Below are 23,752 nucleotides of genomic sequence, written 5' to 3' on the forward strand. Positions count from 1 at the left end.
CAGGTTTTTATTGTGCAGCCGACTTTATTTCCATTATCCATTGCCGGGTTTTCCTATGGGACCGGATAAAAAAAAGCCCTCAGAAGGACTTTTTTCAAAATATCGCTTTGTGCAGGGATTGATCATCCCGTTTATTCGCCGTATGTAACTTCGCCTGGCCATTGGAGCATGCCGCCGGTTACGTTGACAACTTTATAGCCTTGGGCTTGCAGGAAGTCGCAGGCTTTGCCGCTGCGTCCGCCGCTGCGGCAGATGAGTATGATTTCTTGATCGCCCTGCTGAAGCTCATTGATGCGCTCTTGAAGCTCAGAAAGCGGAATGCTGCGTGCTTCCTTGATATGGCCAGCCTGCCATTCGTCTGGCTCACGAACATCAACGAGGTTTAAGGATTTGCCTTCTTTCAGCTGGTTCTCCAGCTCGGCTGTCGTTATTTCCGGATACATATTTTTCATCCCTTCAAGCTTTGCTTGTTGTTTATTCATTCACATGCATTGTATCGCGAAGGTACGTCAATGTCCATATTGGAATGAACACACCGCATATGAACGCAACTATATAACTTGTTTAATTAAGCTGAGCGAACAGCCTCTGTAACTGGCCTGCGGTAAGGTCTTTCCATTCCCCTTTTTCTAAACCGTCCAAGGTAATATTCATAATTCTTATGCGTTCGAGTCTTAGAACTCTAAAACCGAGAGCCTTGCACATTCTCCGAATTTGCAGATTAAGACCTTCAGTCAGAATGATCCGGAACTCATATTCACTATGCATAATAGCAGCGCATGGCTTGGTTCTAGTGTTCAAAATATCTACGCCGTTCGACATTTCCTGAAGAAATTGGGATGTGACCGGTTTATCCACTTTCACCAAGTATTCTTTCTCATGACCGTTCTCCGAGCGCATCATTTTGTTTACGATATCTCCGTCATTCGTTAATAGTATTAATCCCTCTGATGCTTTATCCAATCTGCCGATCGCAAAAATCCGGGAGGGATGGTTTATAAAGTCAATAATATTACCTGTAACATGCTTTGCTGCTGTACAAGTTATGCCAACCGGTTTATTAAGCGCAATATAAACGGCTTCCCCTTTGCTTGCTATTGCATGTCCGTCAATAAGAACAACGTCTTCTGGCGCTACGGAAGCCCCCGGCAAACAAATCACATGATTAATTGTAATTCTTCGGGCGCTTATTAAGCGGTCCGTTTCCCTTCTGGAACAAAAGCCTGTTTCGCTTATATATTTATTAATTCTCATATGCAGCCCGCTTTCCAATCAAAAATCAAATAAAAAAGCACCTGATTTCGTTTGAAATCAGATGCTGAGTAACCATGTAAACTGGTAAGCATTTTATCAAAGCTTTCAACCTGAGTATAACCGAAACATATCATTTTACCTAATAGATTGTAAAATCAATAGAATAGACAAACGCAGTTTATCATTCAACCGATCGCAGCACCTGCATAACAAAAAAAGCGACAAAACCCGATTACATAAGCGCTGCTTATACCAATCAAAGTTGTATCGCTTTCCTTCAAAATCGCGCTTAAGTTACAGACGAACGGCCGTTCCGCTAACGGCAACCATAAGCATTCCTTCGCGCACGACCTCATAATCAATATCGATAGCAACGATCGCATTGGCTCCCAGCCGCGCAGCCTGATTCTTCATCTCATCGATCGCAACGTCACGCGCTTCCTTCAGCTTGCCCTCGTATGCACCGGAGCGTCCTCCTACGATGTCCGTAATCGATGCAAAAAAATCGCGAACGACGTTGGCTCCCATAATCGCTTCACCCGTAACGACCCCTACATAATCCTGAATCGGACGTCCCTCAATCGTTGGCGTTGTCGTAATTAGCATCGTTAAGCTCCTCCCGCTTCATTCTGAAGCATTTGATCTCGTTTTGCTTCTTCTATTACGAGGCAGCTTCATAAGATGTTTCAATTAATTCGGATCAAGTTCTTTTATATTGAGATGCAGCAGCTGATCCGAGCTTGTCTGAATCGTAATACTGACCCTAACACCGAATTCCTTCGAGTCCTTACGCAGCCAAAGCACGAAGTTTTCCTCCGCTTGTTCCTCTGACAGCTTTGTTCTGCCAACGTATTTATAATCGAGAATAGATGCGTTACGATACATCCTCGACGTTTCCTCCACGGCAAGTTTACCCCACTTCGCATAAGCCGGTTCAGCATGCAGGGCAGCCTCATCCGCTGTCCTCACCTCAGTGTGAGCTAAGCTTAGCAAAACAAATACAGCCTTCATAACGATATGACGAAGCATTTTACCACCACCTGTCTGATTCATTGTGATAGTACTAGCGTCACCCTCTTCGTTCCGTCCTATGCAAATTAATTGGATGAATAGCTATTGCAAGAAGCCGTCTCCACTGCTTCAGCCCATTTTATAGGGATAAGTGCCCTTTTTTCGATTAAGGCATATTGTAAAGTATGAAAAAAAGGAGGCAAATCATGATACCCAATCAGCCTTATGTGCAACAATCGGCAGCCATGCCGGAGTATTACCAGCAAATGCAATTTATTCCTAACCAACCGGCTACACAGGCAGAAGCCGAGACGGAGGAGACACCGAAATCCCAGTGCCATTGCTGTGTAGATCTGAGCCACATGTATGATTATCATCACATGCATGATTTCCATCATATGCTCGAATTCCACCACTACATGCATGACCTCCATCTTATGCATGACATGCATGACATGCATGATTTCCATCCTGAGATGCATCAAATGCATGACCTTCATCACATGCATGATTTCCATCCTGAGATGCATGATGATGAGCACCATATTCACTTCGATCATTATTCGCATGATGGATGGGAACACACCTCTATCGATTATCATCATGAATGGGTCCATCCAATGGTTCACCCTCACCATGTATGCCTGCCTGTCGTATGTTACCCGGCAGCGGCAGCTGATAAGGAGCAGCCTCGGTAAATTTGCAGCCCTCCGCTTAACAAACCGCATAAACAAAAGAGGACAGATGGAATGTCACCGACATTCCATCTGTCCTTTTTCGTTTAACAGCTAGTGTGCCAAACTACCCTCCAGCCGCGAACGGCGGCGGCAATGACCGACCGGTATCTGAATAAGGCTCGTATGTCCCCGGGAAACCATTCCGTAAATCTCGTCACTCGTGTTTGCATCGTAGCCGAGCAGTGGGCGCCCGCCCATTTGGGAAGCGGCAGCGGCAAGCAGCAAGCGATGAACGAGCATCCCCGCCTCCATTTGCTGGATACGATAGCCGCGATAGCACAACTTTTCAAAGTGATGATTCGTATCTCCTGCCACATGAAAGCAAAGCGGCACTTGGTACAAATTCACGTTATCCAGAGCCATCCCCCGCTGCAGCCAAGACCGGAGATCACCGGTACGAACGAGCCGCAAAGCATGCTCCGAGCCGTCATAGCGATACGCGCCATTCCCAATTCCTTCTACGCCATAGAAGCAGCCGTAAAGGGAAACACGAGGTTCTGGACTCGGCAGCTTGCCGTCCAAATCGTTCCGGTATTTAAAAGAAGCCATAACCTCTTGTAATAAAGCAGCAAGGCAGGTGCTGCTAACCGTCCGCAATACGTATTCGTTTTCCGGCGAATAACGCTCCCTGAGAACGGACGCCAGGTCATATGAAAGCCTGTTCACGTGCGGGAGCCTATACGCAGCGTTTTTATCGGACGCTTCTTCTTCCATTCCGATTTGCCGGAACCATTGCGGGGAATCCGTCATGGCTGCGGCGTTCATCTTTAAGACTACCGGATATTCCGCCACTCTCCTCGAACGTATATAGTGCTCATGCTCAACCGCTGCCAGCTCTTTGCACAAATCGGCCGCCGATATAAAGTCTTCGTCCTTATTTTCATAAAACCATTCGGTATCCGGCTCAGCAGATAACGGTACGACCGCATAGGCGCTCTCTTCCTGCTCGGATAAACCTAGCAAATGGTTAACGGCACGGTCAAGAAATTGAAAGTACACGCCTGTCTGAAAACCGTACCGTTTTGCCACCTCCAGCAGTTGTCCGAGCAGCAATCCGGCATCGAGCCCCTGCAGACGATAAGAAAAGTTATTGTACTTATAGTAATTTTTCCAAAACATGGTCGACACGAACGCGACGCCGAAACAAGCGGGTATGTCGCATCGATTGCCTAACGCCTTTCCCAAATAGCAATCATAATTGCCTTCGCGAAGCAGAATCAATCGGTGATGCGCCACATCATAATGATAAACGCCATGCGGCAAATCCTCCAGCTTCAAATAAAGATAAAGCTCGCTTGGATACAAGCCGCCGCCTGAAGGAACGTAGCGCCTGCAAAGCTGCATCGGGCTTCCCCACTCGTCACCCGCTTCCGGTCCTGATACAGCCTGGCTGAGCTGAGTAAGCCCGAACGTATACCACAGAAAATGGCCGAGCCCGCGTAGCGTCGGCTCAGCACATTCCGGCTTATGCTCCAAGGTTAACGGAACTTCCGCGGACAGCGGAAAAGCCGGCAGCCGCCGGTAAAGCTTATACGGAAGCGGGGCGTCTTCCCAATCGGTCTCCCAATTTTGAGGCTTAACCTTGTCCGGATCGAATTGCAATTGGTGCAAAAATGCCTTCAGACTCATTCCTACTCCTCCTAAAGGCTTTGCTTAAGGCAAAACCCGCTTTAAAACAGCAGACGGGCCATTACGGAAACGGATGCGGGTGACGGTTTAACTGCTCAGGCGCAAGCGGCTTATCGGCATACCCAAGCTCTGCAGGAATTCGCAATACCCTCTCCAGGCCGCTCAAGCGGATAAGCTGCTGTCCGAACGTCATCGGCAGCATGCCCGGGATCAATACCTTCACACAATGAAGTCCGTTTCGCAGCGTCTCAGGCGTCGTCTGATCGACCACGATGACATCCAGATTCAACTCGCGGAAATTTTGAAGAATGGCTCTTAAATCATCCGTCAAATCCGCATGCTCTGCCTTTGGTTTAAACTCTTCAGCGAAAGTCCTGTACGGGCGGCCGTTTTGCAACAAAAAATCAAGCCGTTCCTCCGACTGCTTCAAGCTGTACAGCATCGCATGATCGTCCATTTGCCGTACGAGAAACGGATCGTTCAGCATTTGTTCAAATTGCTCCCGGTTTTCCTCCAGTTTCTCGTTCAACGACAGCAGCATGCCCGCGATCTCATGGATCGCACCTTTTGCCGCGCGCACCGGATCCGGATGCGCACCAGCCGCGCATATGATGTTCACTCCCTTATCCGCCTTGTTTTTGGCTAGCGCCCAAACGCTTGGAATGCCGTGTTCCATCGTCGAGTTAAATAAATGTACGTCATAGCCGACCACCTCGCGCAAACGCTCGACCATTAAATTCAATTCAAGATCCCCGGAGGAATACAGGTCGATAGGAGCAAGCTGCAGCTGAGCATACCAGGTCAGAAGGAACGAATCGCGTTCTACCACTTCCATTATGCCGTAAAAAACAGCTTCCTCCAGGCTGCCGCCCAACGCGCAGCCGTTTGAGCTTTCATAAACAAAGCCGTGGCCGCATCCCGCGCTGTAGTAGGCGAGCTGCTCCGGTACGAGAATCGGTCTCTGCTGCAAAAACGAGTAGCCCCACACCCAGTCGATTTGCCGGCCTGGATCAAACGGCCGGAATGGAAAGCCGGGCCTTTCATACTGCTCCTTTTCATGAACGCCAACTGAAACGGGATCGAGCGCCAACTCTTTCAAATTCAAATAACTGTCATGAACGGCCGTCCGCTTCCCGCGAGGCGACATGCCGCAATATCGCTCCAAGCCTTCCAAAATGGCGGTCATCTCACTGTCCGCAAAGGAATGCGTCCGGCCGGCGCAGCCTTCATCCCCCGAGAACAGAGGCAAATTGACGCTCGAATCGGCAAACGGCGACACCAGATCGATCATTTTTCCGTTCAAAAAGCCCGTTCGCGCGTCCACATAGTCATTCGTCAATACTGCTTTCAGTTCGTCACCTGAACGGCAGCGATAGCTGCTTGCGCTAATTTTCAGACTTGGCTGCAGCGAAATCCGGGCGGCTTCCTCACCATCGTCCGGCGACGTTCCGCATGAAGGACAAAGCGGATCCGGCAAAAAGAAATGAGCGGAGCTATTTAACGTTTGCAGATGGATCAGCATGATCCGGTTTTCCGTTCGGGCTGGTGAGCCCGCAAGCACGCTACGAGCCTCAGCCGCCGTAACTTGAGCCATATGAAGAAGACCGAGGCGTGAAGACCATACATCGGAAGAAACGCCTTCTTGCATGAAATGCTGCTGAAGCTCCCACATTTCCTTCCGGTCATTTCCCGCCATTAAGCGGCGCAGATCGGCGCAATTTCCGCATCCCGCCATTCCTGGAACAACGAGCGGCCCGATCACACCCTCCCCGAACGAAACAAACGCTCTCAGCCATGGCACGCCGGAGCGCTGAAACACTTCCTCGGCAAATAGATGGTCCGAGGGGTTGTATCCATCATGTAGAAGAAGCGCCAGCTTAGCGGATTCCGGCACTTCGGATGTGAAATCCTTTTGGCGGACGATTCGGCAGTCACCGGATAATTCGCCGCATACATAGTCTGCAAGCTGCCCTTCCCCTATAACCGCTACGGTAGCGCTCACCCTTCCTCCTCCTCTCGAAGCGACACGCCGAATGCCCCTGCCAGCCCCTCCTTCAAAAATGACTCAACCGCTAGATCGTAGACGACTATATGCTTCCGGGAACGATTTAATTGCTGCAATGCGGAATGCAGCACCTCACGATTCTCGAACGGATTGCATGCCGGAATGGATACGCTCTCCGCCATCGCTTCCTTCACATTTACGGAGGACTTGCTAATCGTATTCGCCGCTCCGCAAGCTTCTTTGTTTTGGGCAGCCAGCAGCGCCCGCTGCAGCGATCTGCGCAGCGCCCTCGTGCGATTGAGGTCGACCGCGCCATACCAGCAGCCGCTTGCTTCAACCCACGCGACAGGAAAGCCGTTATCATCTTCGCCAAAGCCGATCGAAGGCGAGCCTTGAATCGTCGTCAGCGCGCTTAAATAATAGCGGCATCGATCATCGTCTACTAGTTTAAGCTGCACCGGATTGACGGAAGGAGCATGAGCTTCTAACGCCGTTTCATAGACGTCTGTCAGACATTTTTGCAAACCGCGGATAATGCCCTCCGCGGCCGACTCTCCCGCTCCGACGCCAATGAATTCAAGCGGGCTTGACGGAGCTGCAGGATCGTTTTCCGCATGCACCGTATTTACAAGCAAGCCCGTCATTCGCGACACATAAGCCTCGATGCCGGCAAGCCCAGCTTCCCTGCGTGCTTCCTCATGATTGATGCCATTGCTGATGATCTCAGGCAGCAGCTCTGCCGGACCTTCCGACAGCGGATCTGCCGTCTGCACGCGGCACTGTGACAGTGGGAGCTGCCGCAGATCACCTTCCTCCCAAGCATGAAAAATGCCCGTTTCACCCGATGTTAGCCGGCTGAAGTAAGTCATTAAACCCGCCAGGCTCCTTTGTTCCGATTCTCCTGCTGACAGCAGCTTCAAGTGGTCTACCTGATTGACGGATGGACGTCCGTTCGCAAGCGGATGCGGCAGGAACGGATGCCAGCTTCCGTCCAATGTCTCCAAATCAAGCAGAAACAATTTATTTTTCAGCTCCGATCCTGCAACCCCGGCAGCCGTTTTGAACCATTCAAAGACGATTACATTCGCAAGCATAGCTTCCGCCGGGGCGGAGGCAGCATGAAGCCGGGGATCTTTGTAAATCGCTTGTTGATGGATCCGGCGCCTAGCGGATTCCCAGTCCCCCTTCAAATCCGGATGTACAAGCGGTCCGGCCAGCCCAACCTGCTTCAGCAATACTGCAGGCAGCAGCACCTTTTTCTCCTCCCTGCAAATCTCTTGCATAATTCTAAGCTCCGGCTCCCCATCCTCTCCCGACACAAATAATACCGCATCGAACGACTGCACCGCCGAACGCCAATCAATCCGCCCCTTTTTAGTCTGGACGACCTCGTCCACCCTGACCTCCGGGTCCGTTCGGCGGGCATGCTCCGCCAGCTCCAATATCCGCTCCCGATTCGTCGTTTCAGGATTCGTAATCAGCATGCGAATTTGCGGCATCCCGGCCTCCAGCAAACATTTCACCAGCGATACAAAAAAAGAGCCGGATCCGGCGGCAAGTACGTTCGACTGGCGAAAGCGCTGAAACTTATGGGCGCCTGAGCCTTCAAAGCTGTCCAAAAATTCGATTTGCGACCCATATTTCTCAAGAACTTCCTCTTTCAGGTGATGCGGCAGATCCCGGCTTACATCCCGGACAAATCCGTTTCTATACAGATCTTCCGCGATTTCATACACCATCTTTCGATATTGCTCCGGCAAGCCGTCCGTCAAATCATGCATCGAATGCTCGCCGTTAAATACCGGCATTAGTTTTTCAATCCACTGATTGATCGAGCTTCCTTCCATTCGAAACGAGCCGATATTGTTTCGAAAATAAACGCTTCCGTCAGAGCTCGGGAGAAAAAAAGTATCCCCTCTCACTTTAAGACGCATAGAAGAATCCAAGTTCCATACCCCCTTGTCGAAATTTCCACAAATCCTTGCAACATTTCCTCTATAAAGGTATGTAGGGCTATTTGTCCGTCATGACTGCTCTTATATAGAAAGAAGCCCCAGTTAGCCGGATCGCTGACTGGGACTTCTTGAATCTTGCGTTTACATAATCTTTAATGATGCTTTAGCGGCAGCGCGCACAGCTGCTGCAGCGGAAGCAGTTCGAACAGCGGACACAGTTTGCACAGCGGAAGCAGTTCGAGCATCTGAAACAGTTGCTGCAGGAACAGCTTGAGCAGGAACAAAAACCGATGCAAAAGCCGATACAAAAGCCGATGCACAGCCGCGAATCTTTAGGATCAACCTGACCTTGACCGGCGTTTGGCGTTATTCCACTCGTTTTGTAAGGGTCAATATTCAGATTTTGCAGATCATTTTTAAACTCATTCATCTCTGTAGCCTCCGTTATGTGTTCATGATTTTTTCAACGGTCCAGACAAAATTAGACATTTTTCCGGTTGGGCATGTCGAACTGATCTTAAGCCGTTGATTGTTCATGACATATACTTATGAAATTAACTCCGCAAGTGTTCCTGCTGCATTCGCCTATATGCCGTTTAATAGATATACCCGTGAACGTACAGAGAGGCTGCCTTCAAGGTCAATGATCTTGAAGACAGCCTCACTATTGCGCCTTTTAGCAAGGCCTCGTTATCCTTCTTCTGCGGCACGTGGTTTTTTCTTACGGTTCAAGAACTCATAGACGACTGGAACGATAATGAGCGTGAGCAAGGTCGAGCTCGTTAAGCCGCCAATGACCGTAACCGCCATCCCTTTGGAGATCAGTCCGCCGGATTCGAAGCCAAATGCCAGCGGAATCAGCGCTCCGACAGTAGCAATCGCCGTCATTAATATTGGACGAAGCCGAGTGCCCGCTGCTTCAAGCAGCGATTCGCGAACGGATAAGCCTTCCTTCTCCTTCTGGATGACGCGGTCGACTAGAACGATCGCGTTCGTGACCACGATACCGATTAACATTAGCGCTCCAATCATTGCGGTTACACTGAGTGTTTCCCCTGCTATGAGCAATGCCACTAATGCGCCGATAATCGTAAACGGCAGTGAGAATAATATCGCAAAAGGCGTAACGGCTCCGCCAAACGTGATGACAAGTACGAGATATACAACCGCGATAGCCGCCAGCATCGCTAGGCCAAGCTGCGTAAACGATTCATTGATTTGTTCTGAGACGCCGCCCATTTCAATATCAACACCGGCAGGAAAATCAGTCTCGTCAATCATCTTCTGAAGCTCAGTCGATACTTTTCCTACGTCGGACGCCGTTACATCGGCCTTTACTTCGGCATAAATACGATCATCGCGTCTTGTAATCGTGTTAGGCGACTCGCCTTCCTCGATCGTCACAACATCCTTGAGCGCCACTTCCTTGCCCATCTGCGATGTCAGCATCACGTTTTCTAGATCTGCTTTGTTTGAATACGTCTTTGCTTCAACCTTCACATAAACGTTGAATTGTTCACCATCCTTTTCGATCGTCGTCAGTACGGGACGTTCGCGAACCGGACTCAGCGCCATTGCAATTTGGCCAGCCGTCAGGCCGTTTTGAATTAGCTTCTCTTGACTCGCCACAAGTCTGTATTGGTCATACGTTTCAGATAAGCTGGAACTGATATTTTTCAAATCCTTGTTGCCCTCGAGCTTTGTCACTAAATCATCAACCACTGGCTGCAGCGACTTCATATCCGGTCCATAGACGAGCATCGATATGCCTGATCCGCCTAGGCCGCCGCCGGTGAAGTCCTGCTGTTTCCATTCGCCTTTGCCGCCTAACGCCTGAAGAAGCGGTACGATTTTTTCTTTTTCGGCGGTGAAGTCCGCAAAATCATCTTCGTAACTCAGGTTAAATAAGGCTTGCTTCGAAGCTCCTGGACTAAACGGATTTTGACCGCCCACTGAATATTGCACGACTGTGATGCCTTCGCGGTCAAGCAATTGCTGTTCCGCTTCAAGCGACAACTTCTCAACGTGCTCGCGCGTTTCGCCAGGGGCAGGGTTATAGGAAACGACCATCATTTTCTCTTCGTCGCCGGCTAGAAAGCTGGTACCAATAACAGGAACTAGGAACAGGCTTCCGACTAACAGGAGAACAGCCAAACCAAATGCGATAAATTTATGGTTAAGTGACCAACGAAGAACGCCTTTATACCACTCAGCCATGCGTCCTGGCTTATCGTGATGCGCTTTGCCCGGCTTTATGCCTTTACGGAACATCATATGCGCCAGCATCGGCACAACCGTAATTGCTACAAGGAGCGATGCCGACAAGGCAAATACGATCGTTAATGCAAACGGAAGGAAAATTTCACCGATCATGCCGGAGACAAGTCCAAGCGGCAGAAACACCGCAATCGTTACGATGGTCGATGCCAATATCGGTACGAACATTTCGCGCGTTGCGTCGAGGATCAAATCCTTGCCCTTCAGCTTCTCTGTGGAGAGAGCCATTCTCCGGTAGATGTTCTCGATTACGACAATGGAGTCATCAATTACACGCCCGATGGCGACAGTCATTGCGCCTAGCGTCATAATGTTCAGCGTAATATCCATCCGGCTCAATAGAAGGAGAGCTATCAGGATCGACAACGGAATCGAGACGACCGCAATGATCGTGGAACGAATATCGCGCAAGAAAATCATAATGATAATAACAGCGAACAGGGCACCAATGATCGCTTTGCTTAGCATGGTGTGCACGGAATCCTCGATCGGCTTTCCTTGATCGAGCGTAGTTACAAACGTTAAGCCTTCATTTTTACTTTCAAGCTGTTTAATTGCCTCTTTCACTTTATTTACGACATCGACAGTGTTGGAATCGGCCGCCTTCACCACACTCAGGCCGATTGCATTTTTGCCGTTCGTACGGGAGATCGACTCCGCTTTGCCGACAATGCTAAGATCCGCTATATCGCTTAGCTTGACGCCCGGCATGATCATTAGATTTTTCAGGTCATTCTCTGAAGAAATATTTCCGTCAACGACGATCGCCTTCTCTGTATCGCCGAATTCATAAATGCCAAGCGGGACGGTTACGGCCGAAGCATTAATAATTCCTTTTACCATATCCTCGGTCAAGCCGAATTGCTTCAGCTTATCCTTCTTAAAGGCAAGCTCGCCTTCCATCACATTTTGGCCTGAAATCTGGATGCTCGCCACACCTTCTATGCCTTGCAAATTCGGCAAAACATTTGCTTGAACTTCCTTTGTTAGCTGCTCTAAATTCATGCTTTCGCTAGACAAGCTAAGCGATAATACCGGGAAGGCATTCAGGCTGATTCGTGATACCGAAGGGTCCTGAGCGCCATCTGGAAGCGAGAGCTCAGCAAGCGCGTTTTTCACTTCTTCAGCCGCTTTTTCCATATCCGTCTCATACGTATACTCGATCACGACCGAGGAAGCATTCTCGTAGGACGTTGAGCTGATAACGTTCACGCCGTTCAGATTGCGTGTGCGCTGCTCGATCGGCTTCGTTATTTTTTCCATAATTTCTTCCGGGGCTGCCCCGGGATATACCGTCGTCACGCTAACGATAGGTACCGTGATGTCAGGCAGTGTTTCCATCTTCATATTCATTCCCGAATAAAGCCCGGCGATCAAAACTAGCAGCGTCAATATCCATAAAGCAAATTTGTTATTAATCGAAAATCGAATGATGCTTTTCAATTTGTTCCACTCCTCATCTTCTATCTATACTTTAAAACGGTAGCCAACTCCCCAAATCGTCTCGATATATTGGGGCTTTGACGGGTCATGCTCTATTTTCTCGCGCAGTCTCCGTATATGTACCGTGACTGTAGCTGCGTCCCCGTTTGAATCAAGCCCCCAAATCCGCTCAAACAGCTCTTCCTTCTCAAATACGCGATTGGGATGAGAGGCCAGCAGAAGCAGCAGCTCGTATTCCTTAGATGTCAGCATCGCTTCCTGCTCATGAATCATCACTCTGCGCGATGGTTTATCTATGAACAACCCGCGGATTCGAATAAGGTCGCCACGTACTGTTTTATCCGACGTAAGCCGCTCATACCGGGCTAAATGTGCTTTCACACGCGCAACGAGCTCGCTTGGGCTGAAGGGCTTGGTCATATAATCGTCGGCTCCTAGGCCAAGCCCTCTAATTTTGTCGATGTCTTCCTTCTTAGCTGTCACCATAAGTACTGGAATATTGACCGTCTGTCTAATCTGGCGGCAAATTTCGAAGCCGTCTATCTTTGGCAGCATAACATCCAAAATAATAAGGTCAAACTTTCCTTCCAATGCTTTCTGCAGCCCGATATCGCCTCTCCCTTCAATGTGCACGCTAAAGCCGTAGCTTTCCAAGTAATCACGTTCCAGCTCGGCAATGGCTTTCTCGTCTTCAATGATTAGTATGTTCTTCATGCTCACCCACCGTTTTGACGGGAATCGACTTAGGCAGCTTCAGACAGAAGCGGGCTCCCCCATGCTCTGCATTTTCCGCCCAAACGACACCGCCATGCCCTTCAATAATTTGTTTGACAATCGCAAGTCCGAGACCGCTTCCTCCTGTTTCCGAATTGCGGGATTGCTCCGCACGGTAGAAACGGTCGAAAATATAAGGCAAATCGTCCTTATCAATGCCTGGACCCGAATCTTCGATTTCTACGAGAGCATGCTGCTCTAATTCCTTTACTCTGACGGTGATATCTTTCGCTGCAAGCTCGGAGTGCTGAGCCATATATTTAACGCAATTGTTCAAAATATTAGTGAGTACCCGGCTGAGCTTATCCGGATCAGCGGCGATCATGATAGGCTCCGCTTGCTCTCTGTAAAGCAGTCTTACGCCCGATTTCTCCAGATCAAAGCGCTGCTCGTCCAAGAAATGCTCCAAATAACGGATAATGTCGATTACTTTAAAATCAAATGCGACGGTTTGAAGATCAAGCTTCGAGAATAGGAACAGCTCATCAATCAGTTGATCCATGTCCGCAGCCTTCCGGTAGATCGTTTCCATGTAACGGCTGCGCTTCTCTTCCGTGTTCGCGATTCCGTCCATAATGCCTTCCACATAGCCTTTAATCGCTGATATTGGCGTTTTCAGATCATGCGAAATGTGAGAAAGCAGCATTTTGCGATTTTCTTCATATTGCAGACTTTGATCGATCGACTGCTTCAGCCTCACCCTCATATCCTCGAATGCGATGCTGAGCTGTCCGATTTCACCCTTCGTCGTCGCCTCGACCTTGTGAGTCAAATCACCCTCCTTAATTTGCAGCGCCGCCGCCTCAAGCTTCTTAATCGGACGGATGATGCTCCTGGAAACGAAATAAGTAAGCAGCAGGCTCGTTAGACCGATAAAAGCCAAGCTGAATGCTGTGCCGACAGGTCTCCAATAAATAGGAACAGTATCATTCCTTCTGAACAGCACAGCTCTGCCTTCGCCTCCATCCGGATAGGCAAAATCGACCGTGCTCGTTTCGAAGCGGTACGAATTGAACGTTACCGTTGCTGGCGGCTGCTCTAATAATTGCTGCCAATTTTCATTCGGCGCGGCCTGCTCCAAAAAAGGTGCGACCGATGTAATCTTCCCATCCCTTGAAATAAGCAGGCCCGCCCACAGCTCTCCAAGCCTTTCTTGAATCTCGGCCGCGTATTGCTTCTTCTCCAGCTCGCCTGCATCATTGCGCAGCACATATGACAATTCGCCATATACGAGCGCTTGCTGGTAGGGCTCTTTGTCTTCCCTCTCATAGTAATGACGAACATCTTCGACGCCGCCGGCATAAAAAATGAAAATCATAAAAGCACTCATTAATATGATCGGTACGAACACCATCGCCAAATAGGACATGTACAGCTTCACTCGAATGGACAATCTTTTTTCACGCCTCGCTGATCCTTATTGTTGAATCTATGGTTTATCATAACGGCTATTTCTAAACGAACTTGTAACCATTTCTTACGAAATTATTACGTTTGGTTGAATAATGCTTTCATATATTAATGGCATTATTATTTAATGTCATAAATAATTAATCTCATTTAATGTGAGCGGATTGAACTTTACTCCTGCTCTTCGTTAAGCGTTCCGAATTTAGGAAGCGGCCATATGCGCAATACGGCTTTACCCTCGATGCTTGATCTTGCGATCGGACCGATTTCCCGGCTGTCCATGCTGTGCTCGCGGTTATCGCCCATGACGAACAGCTGCCCTTCTTCTACTGTAAATGGGATGTCTATGCTGCCCGCAAACGTCTGTCCTTTGACGTAATGCTCATCGATTTTTTCCCCGTTTAAATATACTTCCCCATTATGGATATCGACTACGTCACCCGGTAAGCCAACGACTCGCTTAATCAGACGCAAATCACTCTCCGGGCCGTTTATAATGACAATATCCCCGTGACGCGGCTCGTGAAAATGATAGGACCATTTGTCCTCGATCAAACGTTGTCCCGCGACTAGCGTATTTTGCATGGATACATTTCGAACTTCCGATTGCGCATATACATACGTCTGGAACAGCATGGCTACGACAACCGCTATGCCAAGCGATATAGCCCATTCCCGTAATTCTTTATGCCATTCTTTAGCTTGAAGTTTTTCTGTCTTCACAAGCATTCTCCTCTACCATTAATCGGTTCCGCCGGATAAGACCTTAAAAAGTCCCTTGCTTTATACGCCATTGGATGGAGAAAGTTTCCATATAGGCTTTGAAAATAGGGAGTGACAACGGCAGCTGCCATGCGATAAAGTGAAAGTGAGAGGGGTTTTTAAGAGCGATGAATCAAATATCCGCTGCACAAAGATTGCTTTTTACGACTGTAACCATTTTATACTGGACCTCTATGTACGTATACGTCCCGACTTTGTCGCCTTACCTGAGCGATCGCGGACTTTCTTTGCCTTTTATCGGCATCGTGCTTGGAAGCTATGGCTTCGTGCAAATGTTCGTCCGTTTTCCGCTTGGTATCTTATCGGACCGCTTCGGAAAACGCAAGCCATTCATCCTGCTCGGCATGCTGACCGCTGGAATCAGCTGCTTGCTGTTTCTTATACCGGGACTTTGGATATGGCCGCTGGCGGGCAGACTGATGGCTGGCGTTTGCGCTTCCACCTGGGTCGCTTTCACCGTCCTTTACGCCAGCTATTTTGGAGCTGGACAGACAGGACGCGCAATGGGCAATATCAGCGTTATGACCGTGTCGGGGCAAATGATCGGCATGCTGCTTAGCGGCTGGCTCACTGACGGTTTTAACGCAAATGCGCCGTTCGCCACCGGAGCTGTACTTGCAGTCATCGGGCTTCTGCTTGCATTTATGTTAAAAGAGCCTCGTACGGAACTACGCGAACAGCCGGGAATGTCTTTTGCGATGATTAAAAACGTCGTGCGAACGAAAACGCTGCTGCAGGTATCGCTGCTCTCCATTCTCGCTCATGGCGTTCTCTTTATTACCATGTTCGGCTTTACGCCGCTTAAAGCGGAAGAAATGGGCGCTGACGGGCTTAAGCTGACCATGCTTGTGTTTGCTTTCATGCTTCCACATGCCTTCGCTTCATTAGTAACAGCGAGGTGGTTCACGCCTAGATTTGGTTACTGGGGCACGATTGGGCTTGGCTTTTTTTTGAGCACGATTTGTACGGCGGCTATGGTATTTGCGGATTCGTTCAACGTGCTCGTCGCGACGCAAGCGATTAACGGCTTTGCGCAGGGACTGCATATGCCTCTACTGCTAGGGCTTGCTATTCGCGACGTCGAGCTTCCCGGACGCGCTACCGCAATGGGCTTGTATCAGGCATTATATGCAATCGGGATGTTCTCGGGGCCTTTTCTGGCCGGCTGGCTGAATGAAAGCTGGGGCTTGAATGGCGGCTTCCTGTTTGGTTCAATGCTCGGCGCAATAGCATTCGCGCTTGTCGTCGTGTGGGCTATGAAGGAGCGTCATGCAAAAATGATCATCCGTAAAGAGAGTGCTGAGGAGGTAACGGGATGATGAGACCCCAGCTTGTACTGGACATCGGCGGCGTGCTTGCGACAAACTTATCGCCGCTCTTCTGGCAGCTGCTGGCTGCGGAAGCCAACATTTCTGAAGAAGCGCTCTACTCTGAATATAAGCGGCAAATAAGCGAACATTTATGGACAGGCAGCATTTTGGAGGAACAGTTCTGGGAATGGATCAAGAATTATACGCCGCTGCTGAACACAGAAACAGCGAGAACATTTATTGATAGGAGCTTGCAGCCATTGCCGGCACTAGCGAAAATCGCTGAATGGCATGCTGTCGCCGATATTCATCTGCTAAGCAATCATCTTCCCGCTTGGGTCGAACCTATCGTTAAGCCAATCAGGCCCTATTTGAAGAGCGTAACGATTTCAAGCGAGGCAGCTATAAAAAAGCCTCACCCTGAAATTTACGCCAGGGCGGCCGCATCTATACCTTCAGGCAGCGATGTGTTGTTCGTCGATGACCATGAAAAAAATTTAAAGCAAGCAGCGTCGCTCGGCTGGCGGACGCTGCTTGCCGATGAGGATGGACAGTGGATTTCGTTTGTTCTCCCGCTGTTAAAGCAAGAAAGCTAATACGAAGAGCAGTATGCCGCTTCCCGCGGCAATACTGAGCAAATAGACATCAGGCATGCCGAACCGCAGGCGAAAGCCGTAAGCAGGCTTTCGCTTCATATAGCCGAAGCCGCGTGCCTCCAGCGCATCCGCCATTTGCTCCGCTAATCGAAGGATAGAACGCATATAAGGAATAAGAACCGAAAGAAGCATGCTGAACGGCACCGTTCTCAAAGGCGTAACCGCCTTCCCTCTCGCATGTGCAAGCTTTGCAAACCTCTCCCACTCTCCAGTTAAAAGCGGAATAAACCGAAAAATAAGCGTTACGATAAGCGCAAAGGAATGAATGGGCACTCGCAGTCTGTCGAGCCAGCCAAACGTTTGCTCGATGGACCGCTGCAGCCTGTAAGGCGTCATCAGCTTAAGCATCGGCATCCCAATGAGCATAATAAGAAGCAGCTTGCCAAACTTTATCGCAATCGGCCAAACCTTGTCACAGTCGAAGGAGAACGGCCCAAATTCTACGCCCCCAATTATACAAAAAACAAGGATCATCATGACATAAGCGCGAATGACCCGCATCCAAGGCCATATGAACGCTCGAAACGGCGCTAACAGCATCAGCGTTACCAGCGCGGCAAGCGATAGCTCCAAAGCTGTTTTTTGCGCAAGCACGCTAGCCGAAAGAAATAAATAAACAAGCATAAGCGCACGCGGATCGAAGTGGCCGGAACGAAGCCGCTCCGACCCTTCTGATGCTGGAAGGGTGATGGCTGCAGCGGACCTTTCAGCTGCTGCATGATCATCTTCCGGTTTACAGTTCAGCGGTTGTCCTTCGTTCAACGATAGTTTGGGCAAAATGCACGCCTCCGCTTGATCAGCTTGGGCGGCGGCACGCACGGCCGCTCGCCGCCCAAGCTCCGCTGCCAGCACCGCCGCAACCTCGCGCGGCGCTGGCCACGGCGCTCCGTCGCTCCGCGCCGGCACCTGCGGCGGCAAAGCCGCCTCCGCGCGCAGCTCAGCCAGCGCGCGCAGCGCCTGCGGCGCCGCTGCGGCATGCGCAATCGCCGCCGCAGGAGCCGCTGCGCGGACCGTGCCGCCGTCAACCACGGCGACCGCGTCCGCCAGCGGCAGCAGCGCGTCGAGGTCGTGCGTTGCCACGACCGCTCCGCGCCCCGCCGCCCTGTGCGCCTCAAGCACCGCGCACAGCAGGCGGATGCCGGCGGCGTCTAACCCCGCCGTCGGTTCGTCGAGCAGCAGCCATTCCGGCTCGCACGCCAGCAAACAGGCGAGCGACAGCCTTCGCTGCTGCCCTCCGCTGAGCGTCCACGGATCACGCTCCATCATCTCCTGCGGTAAGCCTGTCCCCTCCAGCGCCCGCTCCATTCTCGCCTCCGCTTTAGCGGCATCCACATGATAAGGCTTAAGCGAATAGAGGAGCTCGTCACGTACGGTAGAAGCAAACCATTGCGATTCAGAGCTTTGCATAGCAATGCCGAGCCTTAGCGTAACGTCCCGATTAAGCCGCCTTCGGCGGCTCTCCTTGATCCACAGCGGATTGCCGCCGAGCTCTACGATGCCTGCCTGGATCGTACGGATTCCGGCAATCGTCTCAAGCAATGTTGATTTTCCCGCACCGTTGCGTCCAATCAGCAAAGTAATCTTTCCCGCTTCGAAGCTCATATGAACATCATTAAGCAGCTGTTTTTTTTCCGCTCCGTCAGCAAAGACGCTAACGCCGCTTAACTTCCAATCAGCATTCATAGCGCTTCACCGCCTCTGCCAGCATTTTGTCCGTAAATGGAAACGGCCGCAGCATGACGCCTTGTTCTTCAAGCTCCCAAGCGACCTGCACTGCATATGGCGCCTCAAAACCGAGCCGCTCGCATAAGCTGTCTTTCACCCCGGATTGTGATCTGGCGAACCATTCCCCAGCTTGCCCGTCATACGCAATCGAACCGTCATTCATCGCGACGATGCGATCGCCCTCGCGCAGCTCCTCCAGCTTCTGCGTAATCCACATAACCGTTACGCCGGATTGCTGCAGGCTCCTTACCTGCTCCAGCACTGCGCTCGCTGCCTCTGGCTCCAGCATGGCCGTCACTTCATCAAGAACGAGCAAAGGGGATTGCACCGCCAAACAGCCTGCTATGGCAACCAGCTGCTTTTGCCCTCCGGATAGCGTTTCAATAGGCTGATGCAGCCGCTCGCTCATCCCGACTTTTCGCAGCGCAAGCGCGGCTTCTAATGGAATATCGGCAGCCGCCAGCTCATTTTGCTCAAGCATAAGAATGACGTCCTCCCAAGGCGTTGCTCCGACCATCGCTGTCTCCGGCTGCTGCAACACGATCGGAATCGGCTTGCCTTCTGCCGCAGTCTTTATGCTCCTCGTAATTTGTCCGGCAACGCCGGCTGTACGGAAGCCCGCAGCTACTTTGGCAAGCGTACTCTTCCCGCTTCCGTTTCGCCCGAGCAGCGATATCCACTCCCCTTTATGTATAGTCAGGGATACATTTTTTATAATAGGCAGCCGCTTCTGCCCTTCCAGCATGACAGGCGGCGTAACCGTTACTTGCTTCAATTCGATCTGACTGATTTCATCCAAAAAACTTTCACCCAACCTCTTCCCCAAAACGATTGGCTATGCTACAATTCTATTTTGTTAACTGAGATCACATATAAATGGTTAACATTAATCAGCAACTACATAAAGGAGTCGTTTCGCATTATGCAAACCAATAACATTCGATCACTCGTCTTCATCGCTTTATTCGCAGCGTTGTTTATCGTCATGAGCTCTCTGACGATTAAACTCGGAGGCTCGTTTGTTCCTATTACGCTTCAGACATTAGCTGTTGCGTTAGCCGGTCTGTTCCTGACGCCGCGCAACGCTTTCCTAAGCATATTTATCGTCATCGTGCTCGCAGCATTCGGCCTGCCGTTGTTCAGCGGCCAAGGCGGAATTGCACATCTGACAGGTCCTACCGGCGGGTTTATCTTCGCCTTCCCGTTCTGCGCGCTATTAGTCAGCCTTGCTGCTGGTGCCTTCTTACGCAGCAGCAGCTCCAAAGGAAATAAAATCATAGCTTTTATTGCTTTTTTCGTTATTTTCGAGTTATTCAGCTCGCTATGCGCATACATTCCGGGTATTCCTTGGCTCATGCAAAGTCTCGATCTTCCGTTCCAGAAGGCGATGACAGCCGGCTTTTATCCTTTCATCATCGGCGATGCACTAAAATCGCTCGCAAGCACGATTTTAGCAATCTCCTTAACACCTTACATCGTCTACATTCGCTCGTCAACCGCAAGCAGCCGTGCGGAAAAATCTTCATTTAACGTATAAAGCTATAACTAGCATACAAAAAAACCGCTAATTCCTTTCATTGATTCTATCAACTAGGGATAAGCGGTTTTTGTTATTTATACGTTGGGCCCCGTGCCCGGATATAACTTGCAGCTAATAGTACTGCAACGTCCGCTGCCTAATACACGAATCGAAATGGGGAATATGTACAATTCATTCACTTAAAAAAGCCGTATATGACACTGCACCGTCAGGAGCAGCGTCATATACGGCTTATTCCGATTCATTCTCACTTACCGAACCGCTAACCTTCACTTAACTAGAACGGCTTACTCGATGCATTCCTCTGGAGCTGGCTCCGAAGCATCTTCCACGTTGATCTTCTCAGCTACCGTGTCGCGTACAATAGAGATGACAAGCTGCAGCAAATAGTTAATGTCGGATTGACTTTGTTGAAATTCGGTTACGATTGGAATACCGTCAAGCTCATCCTGCAGCTCTTCCATCTCAGCTTCAATTTTTTTAACCATATCCGCGTTTTTGAAAGTCGTTTCGAATGCGACAACTTCCTTTTGTTTCTTTTTGATTTTGGCAATAAGCTGCTGTATGCGTTCATTGCCGTTGATTTGCTGCTCCGCACGGCGATAGTGCTGTACTTCCTCCGATGTGAAGATTAGATCGGCCAGCTCCTTCGCTTTTTTATTAATATCTTCGCGAACGATGAGGTCGCGCGTATGAAAGCTCGGAATGCCGCAGCCCTCTCCATGCTCATGCCCGTGATCGCATTGCCCCGCTTGATTTTCTGCTGTATGCTTCTCTGCCATTTGTCATCTCTCCTGTTTCCCCGTTAGCTAACGGCTTCTTGTGGGCTCTGTTCGATCGCTTCGGCTTTAATATACCAGGTTTGAGCCTCGGTTACCTTCGCCATAATGAACTGCCCGATCCATTCCTTTGGACCTTCCAAATGAACTAATTTATTCGTGCGCGTCCGTCCGGATAGGACATTCGCATTGTTTTTACTTTCGCCTTCAATGAGCACTTCAACGATTTGGCCTCGCAGCTGCTCATTCATTTCTCTCGCATTCGCTGCTAGCTGCGCGTTTAAGCGCTGCAGCCGCGCCTTCTTCACCTCAAGCGGCACATTGTCCTCCATGCCTGCGGCAGGTGTTCCTTCGCGGGGAGAATAGAGGAAGGTATATGCGGAATCGAAGCCTACTTCCTGCACCAGCGTCATTGTATCCTCGAACTGCTCATCCGTTTCGCCCGGGAAGCCGACGATGATATCCGAAGTCAGCATGGCGTTCGGGATCGCTTTTTTAATTTTGCCAACCAGCTCCAAATACATTTCACGGGTATACTTGCGGCTCATTCGTTTCAATATTTCAGTGCTTCCGGACTGCACCGGCAAATGAATATGCTCGACCAAATTGCCGCCCGTACCAAGCACCTCAATTAAATGATCATCGAAATCACGCGGATGGCTCGTCATAAAGCGGATTCTTGGAATATCGATTTTGGACATGTCCTGCATCAGATCGCCAAAGCGATAGTTAATGTCTTCGAAATCTTTGCCGTACGCATTAACGTTTTGGCCCAGCAGCGTAATTTCCTTAAACCCTTTGCGGGCTAAGTCGCGCACCTCGGCGATCACATCCTCAGGACGCCTGCTGCGCTCCTTGCCGCGCGTATACGGTACGATGCAGTAGGTGCAGAACTTATCGCAGCCATACATAATGTTCACCCAAGCACGCATGCCTTCGCGCTTCTTGGGCATATTTTCGATAATGTCGCCTTCCTTGGACCATACCTCAACGACCAGCTCTTTGCTGAAATAGGCGTTTTGCAGCAAATACGGCAGTCTGTGTATGTTATGCGTTCCAAAGATCATGTCCACGAAAGCATGCTTTTGCAATATACGTCCGACAACCGATTCCTCCTGCGACATGCAGCCGCAAACGCCGAGCAGCAAGTCCGGTTTCTCCGTCTTCAGCGTCTTAAGGTGACCGAGCTCGCCAAACACCTTGTCCTCCGCATTTTCACGGATCGCGCAAGTATTGAGCAAAATAACGTCTGCAAGCTTTCGATCCTCTGTAGGTGTATAGCCCATTTCTTCGAACATGCCCTTCATGACCTCGGTGTCATGCTCGTTCATTTGGCAGCCGTACGTTTGGATCAGATAATGCTTGCCCGCGCCGATCGTTCGCAGCTCATCGGGGATTGCAAAATCGTAATGCACCTCGATGTCCTCTTTGCCGCGTTTCTTCTCATCCTTGTGGCTTGGTGCCGCATTTATATTGACGATCCTTCCTTTAATGCGGTAGGTCGTTGAATTCTCATCCTGATCGATCACTTTCGCATCGCTAAAATCAAAATATTTGGAGTAATCCTTAAGCTGGTCCTGCTTCTTGTCCGCAGCGGTCTGGTTACTTTCCTTCGTCAATGCCGATTCACTTCCTTATGGGTACAAATAGTTGCTTGTTCAGATAGCCCAATTCAGTATTATACCAGTTAACGGAATAGAGGGTCAATAAAGGTCAAACAAAATCGGTCTTGAATCTCTTCGCACGTATAACCCATCACATGCCGCAGATGCCTGTACGTATGCGGCGATTGCACAGCTATAAAAGAATGGGCCGTATAGGCCGGATCAACCTTATGCACCTGCTCTGACTCGACAGCCTCTCTAAATAAGCTGCTAAGCACATTGTGTAAATATTGATACGGCGGCGATTGAAAAAAATCGGCTTTATGATCTTCCGTTTTATTATAGGATTGCATAACGCCCAGCCATTTCGATTCCTTATCGATGAATGCGATAATTTTGCGCATGACTCCGCTTAGTCGCTGCTGCACGGTCTGCTGCGCTGCGGCTTTTAAATATTCATCGATCTCGCTGATAAAGATGTCGAAGTTCTCTTTCATCATATCCATGCACAAATCGCCTTTATTAGAATACCTCCGGTAAAGGGTGCCTTGTCCAATGCCAACCGATTTGGCTATTTGGTGCATACTGACCGATTCTACCCCATGCTCCGTAAACAAGTGATTAGCAGTATGCAGTATCGCTTTGCTTAGTTCTTGTTTCGTTCTGCCGTTTTCTGGTGCAGTCATCGTTTCTGTCTCCTTTTTCCGCGTTAACAAATAAACGATTGACAATTGCTCAATTCGTCTTTATGATTCAGTAGTGCGGACAATTGTCCGCACATAGATGCGGTCATCTTTTTATTGTATCCTGACAAGTTAGCACAGGTCAATAAGAGGAAGAATAGACCCCTATATACGGAT

The 23,752-nt window shown here is 49.7% G+C and carries 21 protein-coding genes; 4 read left to right on the top strand and 17 right to left on the bottom strand.

The window, feature by feature from the left end:
* Window positions 1-131: 131 nt before the first annotated feature.
* The 4 genes from AC0YNZ_RS00615 to AC0YNZ_RS00630 all read right to left on the bottom strand — a co-directional run bounded on the left by AC0YNZ_RS00615 (window position 132) and on the right by AC0YNZ_RS00630 (window position 2,283).
* A complete protein-coding gene (locus AC0YNZ_RS00615; RefSeq protein WP_475824828.1) occupies window positions 132-482 on the bottom strand; it encodes a rhodanese-like domain-containing protein in 351 nt (116 codons plus the stop codon).
* An 82-nt stretch (window positions 483-564) separates the two neighbouring features.
* Window positions 565-1,254 carry a pseudouridine synthase gene (locus AC0YNZ_RS00620; RefSeq protein WP_475824829.1) on the bottom strand — a complete coding sequence of 230 codons (690 nt, stop codon included), beginning with the start codon at window positions 1,252-1,254 and terminating at the stop codon, window positions 565-567.
* Between the two features lie 294 nt (window positions 1,255-1,548).
* Window positions 1,549-1,860 carry a YbjQ family protein gene (locus tag AC0YNZ_RS00625; RefSeq protein WP_056637404.1) on the bottom strand — a complete coding sequence of 104 codons (312 nt, stop codon included), beginning with the start codon at window positions 1,858-1,860 and terminating at the stop codon, window positions 1,549-1,551.
* Between the two features lie 84 nt (window positions 1,861-1,944).
* Entirely contained in the window at window positions 1,945-2,283 is a 339-nt protein-coding gene (locus tag AC0YNZ_RS00630; protein ID WP_475824830.1) for a DUF3889 domain-containing protein, read from the bottom strand.
* Between the two features lie 188 nt (window positions 2,284-2,471).
* Between AC0YNZ_RS00630 and AC0YNZ_RS00635 the strand changes: the two genes are divergently transcribed.
* Complete coding sequence (locus tag AC0YNZ_RS00635; RefSeq protein ID WP_475824831.1) at window positions 2,472-2,963, top strand: hypothetical protein; 492 nt, start codon at window positions 2,472-2,474, stop codon at window positions 2,961-2,963.
* Window positions 2,964-3,053: 90 nt separating this feature from the next.
* On the opposite strand, the gene AC0YNZ_RS00640 is transcribed toward AC0YNZ_RS00635, so the two are convergent.
* From AC0YNZ_RS00640 to lepB, 8 genes are all read right to left on the bottom strand, one after another.
* Complete coding sequence (locus AC0YNZ_RS00640) at window positions 3,054-4,631, bottom strand: SagB family peptide dehydrogenase (RefSeq protein ID WP_475824832.1); 1,578 nt, start codon at window positions 4,629-4,631, stop codon at window positions 3,054-3,056.
* A 61-nt stretch (window positions 4,632-4,692) separates the two neighbouring features.
* Complete coding sequence (locus tag AC0YNZ_RS00645; RefSeq protein ID WP_475824833.1) at window positions 4,693-6,633, bottom strand: TOMM precursor leader peptide-binding protein; 1,941 nt, start codon at window positions 6,631-6,633, stop codon at window positions 4,693-4,695.
* Window positions 6,630-8,582 (bottom strand): putative thiazole-containing bacteriocin maturation protein, encoded by a 1,953-nt coding sequence (locus tag AC0YNZ_RS00650; protein ID WP_475824834.1) that lies wholly within the window; start codon window positions 8,580-8,582, stop codon window positions 6,630-6,632. The genes AC0YNZ_RS00645 and AC0YNZ_RS00650 overlap by 4 nt, the downstream gene beginning before the upstream one ends.
* A gap of 161 nt (window positions 8,583-8,743) precedes the next feature.
* Window positions 8,744-8,911 (bottom strand): hypothetical protein, encoded by a 168-nt coding sequence (locus tag AC0YNZ_RS00655; RefSeq protein ID WP_475824835.1) that lies wholly within the window; start codon window positions 8,909-8,911, stop codon window positions 8,744-8,746.
* Window positions 8,912-9,281: 370 nt separating this feature from the next.
* Entirely contained in the window at window positions 9,282-12,311 is a 3,030-nt protein-coding gene (locus tag AC0YNZ_RS00660; RefSeq protein WP_475824836.1) for an efflux RND transporter permease subunit, read from the bottom strand.
* Between the two features lie 24 nt (window positions 12,312-12,335).
* The gene (locus AC0YNZ_RS00665) at window positions 12,336-13,025 is read right to left on the bottom strand and encodes a response regulator transcription factor (RefSeq protein ID WP_475824837.1); all 690 of its coding nucleotides are present in this window, start codon (window positions 13,023-13,025) and stop codon (window positions 12,336-12,338) included.
* On the bottom strand, window positions 13,003-14,478 hold the full coding sequence (locus tag AC0YNZ_RS00670) for a sensor histidine kinase (RefSeq protein ID WP_475824838.1): 1,476 nt from the start codon (window positions 14,476-14,478) through the stop codon (window positions 13,003-13,005). Before AC0YNZ_RS00670 ends, AC0YNZ_RS00665 begins: the two co-directional genes overlap by 23 nt.
* A gap of 188 nt (window positions 14,479-14,666) precedes the next feature.
* A complete protein-coding gene (gene lepB, locus AC0YNZ_RS00675; protein ID WP_475824839.1) occupies window positions 14,667-15,218 on the bottom strand; it encodes a signal peptidase I in 552 nt (183 codons plus the stop codon).
* 167 nt (window positions 15,219-15,385) lie between these two features.
* On the opposite strand from lepB, the gene AC0YNZ_RS00680 reads away from it, so the two are divergent.
* Both AC0YNZ_RS00680 and AC0YNZ_RS00685 read left to right on the top strand, forming a co-directional pair.
* Complete coding sequence (locus AC0YNZ_RS00680) at window positions 15,386-16,597, top strand: MFS transporter (RefSeq protein WP_475824840.1); 1,212 nt, start codon at window positions 15,386-15,388, stop codon at window positions 16,595-16,597.
* Window positions 16,594-17,184, top strand: a complete 591-nt coding sequence (locus tag AC0YNZ_RS00685) for an HAD family hydrolase (protein ID WP_475824841.1) — start codon at window positions 16,594-16,596, stop codon at window positions 17,182-17,184. Before AC0YNZ_RS00680 ends, AC0YNZ_RS00685 begins: the two co-directional genes overlap by 4 nt.
* On the opposite strand, the gene AC0YNZ_RS00690 is transcribed toward AC0YNZ_RS00685, so the two are convergent.
* Complete coding sequence (locus AC0YNZ_RS00690; RefSeq protein ID WP_475824842.1) at window positions 17,167-18,927, bottom strand: ATP-binding cassette domain-containing protein; 1,761 nt, start codon at window positions 18,925-18,927, stop codon at window positions 17,167-17,169. The two genes, AC0YNZ_RS00685 and AC0YNZ_RS00690, sit on opposite strands and share 18 nt — an antisense overlap.
* A complete protein-coding gene (locus AC0YNZ_RS00695) occupies window positions 18,917-19,768 on the bottom strand; it encodes an ATP-binding cassette domain-containing protein (protein ID WP_475824843.1) in 852 nt (283 codons plus the stop codon). Before AC0YNZ_RS00695 ends, AC0YNZ_RS00690 begins: the two co-directional genes overlap by 11 nt.
* 123 nt (window positions 19,769-19,891) lie before the next feature.
* Between AC0YNZ_RS00695 and AC0YNZ_RS00700 the strand changes: the two genes are divergently transcribed.
* The gene (locus AC0YNZ_RS00700) at window positions 19,892-20,506 is read left to right on the top strand and encodes a biotin transporter BioY (RefSeq protein ID WP_475824844.1); all 615 of its coding nucleotides are present in this window, start codon (window positions 19,892-19,894) and stop codon (window positions 20,504-20,506) included.
* 290 nt (window positions 20,507-20,796) lie between these two features.
* Here AC0YNZ_RS00700 and AC0YNZ_RS00705 read toward each other — a convergent pair whose 3' ends face one another.
* From AC0YNZ_RS00705 to AC0YNZ_RS00715, 3 genes are all read right to left on the bottom strand, one after another.
* Window positions 20,797-21,291, bottom strand: a complete 495-nt coding sequence (locus AC0YNZ_RS00705) for a YlbF/YmcA family competence regulator (protein ID WP_475824845.1) — start codon at window positions 21,289-21,291, stop codon at window positions 20,797-20,799.
* 23 nt (window positions 21,292-21,314) lie between these two features.
* Entirely contained in the window at window positions 21,315-22,907 is a 1,593-nt protein-coding gene (gene miaB, locus AC0YNZ_RS00710) for a tRNA (N6-isopentenyl adenosine(37)-C2)-methylthiotransferase MiaB (protein ID WP_475824846.1), read from the bottom strand.
* Between the two features lie 68 nt (window positions 22,908-22,975).
* The gene (locus tag AC0YNZ_RS00715) at window positions 22,976-23,578 is read right to left on the bottom strand and encodes a TetR/AcrR family transcriptional regulator (protein ID WP_475824847.1); all 603 of its coding nucleotides are present in this window, start codon (window positions 23,576-23,578) and stop codon (window positions 22,976-22,978) included.
* Window positions 23,579-23,752: the final 174 nt, after the last annotated feature.

The sequence above is a fragment of the Paenibacillus sp. J2L1-98 genome (genome assembly GCF_056269405.1).